This is a genomic window from Streptomyces synnematoformans, assembly GCF_039531005.1.
Classification (GTDB): Bacteria; Actinomycetota; Actinomycetes; order Streptomycetales; family Streptomycetaceae; genus Streptomyces; species Streptomyces synnematoformans.
In genome coordinates, this window is record NZ_BAAAPF010000500.1 from 1 (window position 1) to 3,324 (window position 3,324).

Annotated in this window: 3 protein-coding genes; 2 read left to right on the plus strand and 1 reads right to left on the minus strand. The window is 76.7% G+C overall.

What is annotated here, in order from left to right; all coding sequences use genetic code 11:
• Positions 1-1,120: 5-methyltetrahydropteroyltriglutamate--homocysteine S-methyltransferase (gene metE, locus ABD317_RS35060; protein WP_344295711.1), on the plus strand; the 1,120-nt coding region annotated here is incomplete at its 5' end.
• 13 nt (positions 1,121-1,133) lie between these two features.
• Here metE and soxR read toward each other — a convergent pair.
• A complete protein-coding gene (gene soxR, locus ABD317_RS35065) occupies positions 1,134-1,652 on the minus strand; it encodes a redox-sensitive transcriptional activator SoxR (RefSeq protein ID WP_344295715.1) in 519 nt (172 codons plus the stop codon).
• A 54-nt stretch (positions 1,653-1,706) separates the two neighbouring features.
• On the opposite strand from soxR, the gene ABD317_RS35070 reads away from it, so the two are divergent.
• Entirely contained in the window at positions 1,707-3,248 is a 1,542-nt protein-coding gene (locus ABD317_RS35070) for an MFS transporter (protein ID WP_344295718.1), read from the plus strand.
• The last annotated feature ends 76 nt before the right edge of the window (positions 3,249-3,324 follow it).

The following is a 3,324-nucleotide window of genomic DNA, read 5'->3' on the forward strand; positions in this document are numbered from 1 at the left end:
ACCGGCCTCCTCCTGGTACGCCACCACCTCGCGGATCTCCGCGGCGACCCCGGCCGACGCCCGCCGCCCCGCGCCGTACCCCGGCCGCGCCGCCGCGCAGCGCGCCCGCCTCAGGCTGCCGCCGCTGCCGACGACGACCATCGGATCGTTCCCGCAGACCGCCGGGCTGCGCACGGCCCGCGCCGACCTGTGCGCCGGACGCATCGGTGCGGCGGGCTACGAGGAGCGCATCGCCGCGGAGATCCGCGAGGTGGTGGCGTACCAGGAGGAGGCCGGTCTGGACGTCCTCGTCCACGGCGAGCCCGAACGCAACGACATGGTGCAGTACTTCGCCGAGCAGCTCACCGGGTACCTCGCCACCCGGCACGGCTGGGTCCAGTCGTACGGCACCCGCTACGTGCGCCCGCCGATCCTGGCCGGCGACGTCTCGCGGCCGGAGCCGATGACGGTGCGCTGGACGACGTACGCGCAGTCGCTGACGGACCGCCCGGTCAAGGGCATGCTCACCGGTCCCGTGACGATGCTGGCCTGGTCGTTCGTACGCGACGACCAGCCGCGCGCCGAGACCGCCCGGCAGGTGGCGCTGGCGCTGCGCGACGAGGTGGCCGACCTGGAGGCGGCGGGCGCGGCGGTCGTCCAGGTCGACGAGCCGGCACTGCGCGAGACGCTGCCGCTGCGCGCGGCGGACCGGCCGGCGTACCTGGCGTGGGCGACGGAGGCGTTCCGGCTGACGACGGGCGTGGCGCGGGCGGACACGCAGATCCACACGCACATGTGCTACGCGGAGTTCGGGGACGTCGTGGCGGCGATCGACGACCTCGACGCGGACGTCGTCAGCCTGGAGGCGGCGCGGTCGCACATGCAGGTGGCGTACGAGCTGGCCGGGCACGGCTATCCGCGGGAGGCGGGGCCGGGCGTGTACGACATCCACTCGCCGCGGGTGCCGAGCGCGGCGGAGACGGTGGAGCTGCTGCGCGCCGGGCTGCGCGCGATCCCCGCGGAGCGGCTGTGGGTGAACCCGGACTGCGGGCTGAAGACCCGGGGCTGGGCGGAGACCCGGGCGTCGCTGGAGAGCCTGGTGGCGGCGGCGCGGACGGTGCGCGCGGAGCTGAAGGGCTGACGGGACCGGGACCTCAGCCGGGGGTGCCGTCCCCCTCCTCCTCGCCCGCCGGCGGGGTCCGGGTCTCCCGGGCCAGCCGGCGGGTGAGCAGGCGGCGCGGGCCGGGGCCGGTGTCGCCGAGGCGGTCGTCGCGGTTGCGCAGCAGGCAGCGGTCGAGCGACAGGCAGCCGCAGCCGATGCAGTCCGTCAGCCGGTCCCGCAGCCGCACCATCTGGTCGATGCGGATGTCGAGTTCGTCGCGCCAGGCCGCGGAGAGCCGGGCCCAGTCCTCCTGCGTGGGGGTGCGCTCGTCGGGCAGCGTCCGCAGCGCCTCGGCGATCGTCCGCAGGGGGATGCCGACCCGCTGCGCGGTGCGGATGAAGGCGACGCGGCGCAGGGTGTCGCGGGGGAAGCGGCGCTGGTTGCCGGGGGTGCGGCGGCTGCGGATGAGGCCCTTGCCCTCGTAGAAGTGCAGGGCGGTGACGGCGACGCCGGAGCGGGCGGCGAGCTGGCCGACGGTGAGTTCCTTCGCGTCGAAGGGCGGCTTGTCCATGGCGGCAGATTAGCCCTTGACCTCGATTATGGTCGAGGTTCCAGACTGGCCGTCATGACCACGACCGACCGCCCGGAACAGGGGCGACGGCAGCGGCGGCGGTGGCTCGGGCTCGCCGTACTCGCGCTGCCCGCGCTGCTCGCCTCCCTCGAACTGACCGTGACCAACCTCGCCCTGCCGGCCATCGGCCGGGACCTCTCCGCCACCAGCACCGAACTGCTGTGGACGGTCGACATCTACGCCTTCCTCCTCGCCGGTTCGCTCATCACCATGGGCGTGCTCGGCGACCGGGTCGGCCGCCGCCGGCTGCTGCTGTACGGCGCGGCGGGCTACGGCGTCGCGTCGCTGGTCGCGGCGTACTCCGTGAACGCGGAGATGCTGATCGCCGCCCGCGCGCTCATGGGCGTCGCCGGGGCCACCCTCATGCCGTCGACGCTGGCGCTGGCGGCGGCGCTGTTCCCGGGGCCGCGGGAGCGGGCGACGGCCATCGGCGTCATCGTGGCCAGCGTCTCGGGCGGCACGGCGATCGGGCCGCTGGTGGGCGGGTGGCTGCTGGAGCGGTTCTGGTGGGGGTCGGCGTTCCTGCTCGGCGTGCCGGTGATGGCGGTGCTGCTGGTGCTGCTGCCCGTGCTGCTGCCCGAGTCCCGCGGCCCGGCGGGGCGGCGGGTGGACGTGGCGAGTTCGCTGCTGTCGCTGGGCGCGGTGCTGCCGGTGGTGTACGGGCTGAAGCAGGTCGCGGCCGAGGGCGCCGCGGCGGTGCCGCTCGCGGCGGTGGCGGCGGGGGCCGCCGTGGCGGTGGCCTTCGTCCGCCGGCAGCGGACGCTCGCCGACCCGTTCGTCGACCTCCGCCTCTTCGCCGACCGCACGCTGGCCACGGCCGCGGCGACGCTGGCCGCCGGGATCTTCGTGCTGTGGGGCTCCAACTACGCGCTCGCGCAGTACCTGCAGCTGGTGGAGGGGCTGTCGCCGCTGGACGCGGGGCTGTGGACGGCGCCGTCCGCGTTCGGCGTGATCGCCGGCTCCACGCTGGCGCCGCGGCTGGCACGGCGGTGGCCGCCGGGGCACGTCATCGGCGCCGGGCTGGCGCTGTCGGCCGTCGGGTACGGGGTGCTGACGCAGGCCGGCGGCGCGCACGCGCTGGCGGAGCTGGTCACCGGCGCCGTGATCGTCTCGGCGGGGCTGGGGCCGATGATGGCGCTGGCCACCGACATGGTCGTGGGCGCGGCCCCGCCGGAGCGGACGGGCGCGGCGGCGGCGATCTCGTCCACGGCGCCGCAGCTGGGCGGCGCGCTGGGCATCGCGCTGCTGGGCAGCGTGATCACGGCGGTGTACCGCGGGCGTACGGAAGGCGCGGCGCCCGAGGGCGTGCCGGAGTCCGCGGCGGGGGCGTTCGAGGACGACCTCGGCGCGGCGGTCGAGGCGGCGGAGGGGCTGCCGGGGCCGGTGGCCGAGGAGGTGCTGGGCGCGGCGCGGAGGGCGTACGAGACGGGGTTCCAGGTGGCGGCGGCGGTGTGCGCGGCGCTGACGGTGGCGACGGCGGTGCTGGTCACCCTGGCGGGCGCGCGGCGGCGGCCGGAGCCCGCGGCGGAGGGGTGACGTCCGCCGGCCGTACGGGGGTGCTGGCCGGGCCGGGCCGGGCCGCCGCGAGCGGCGCCCGGACCTCGGCGTCGCA

Excerpts from the sequence above, each read along its gene's own strand:
- soxR (WP_344295715.1), bottom strand. The coding sequence starts at position 1,652 with ATGGACAAGCCGCCCTTCGACGCGAAGGAACTCACCGTCGGCCAGCTC.
- ABD317_RS35070 (WP_344295718.1), top strand. The coding sequence starts at position 1,707 with ATGACCACGACCGACCGCCCGGAACAGGGGCGACGGCAGCGGCGGCGG.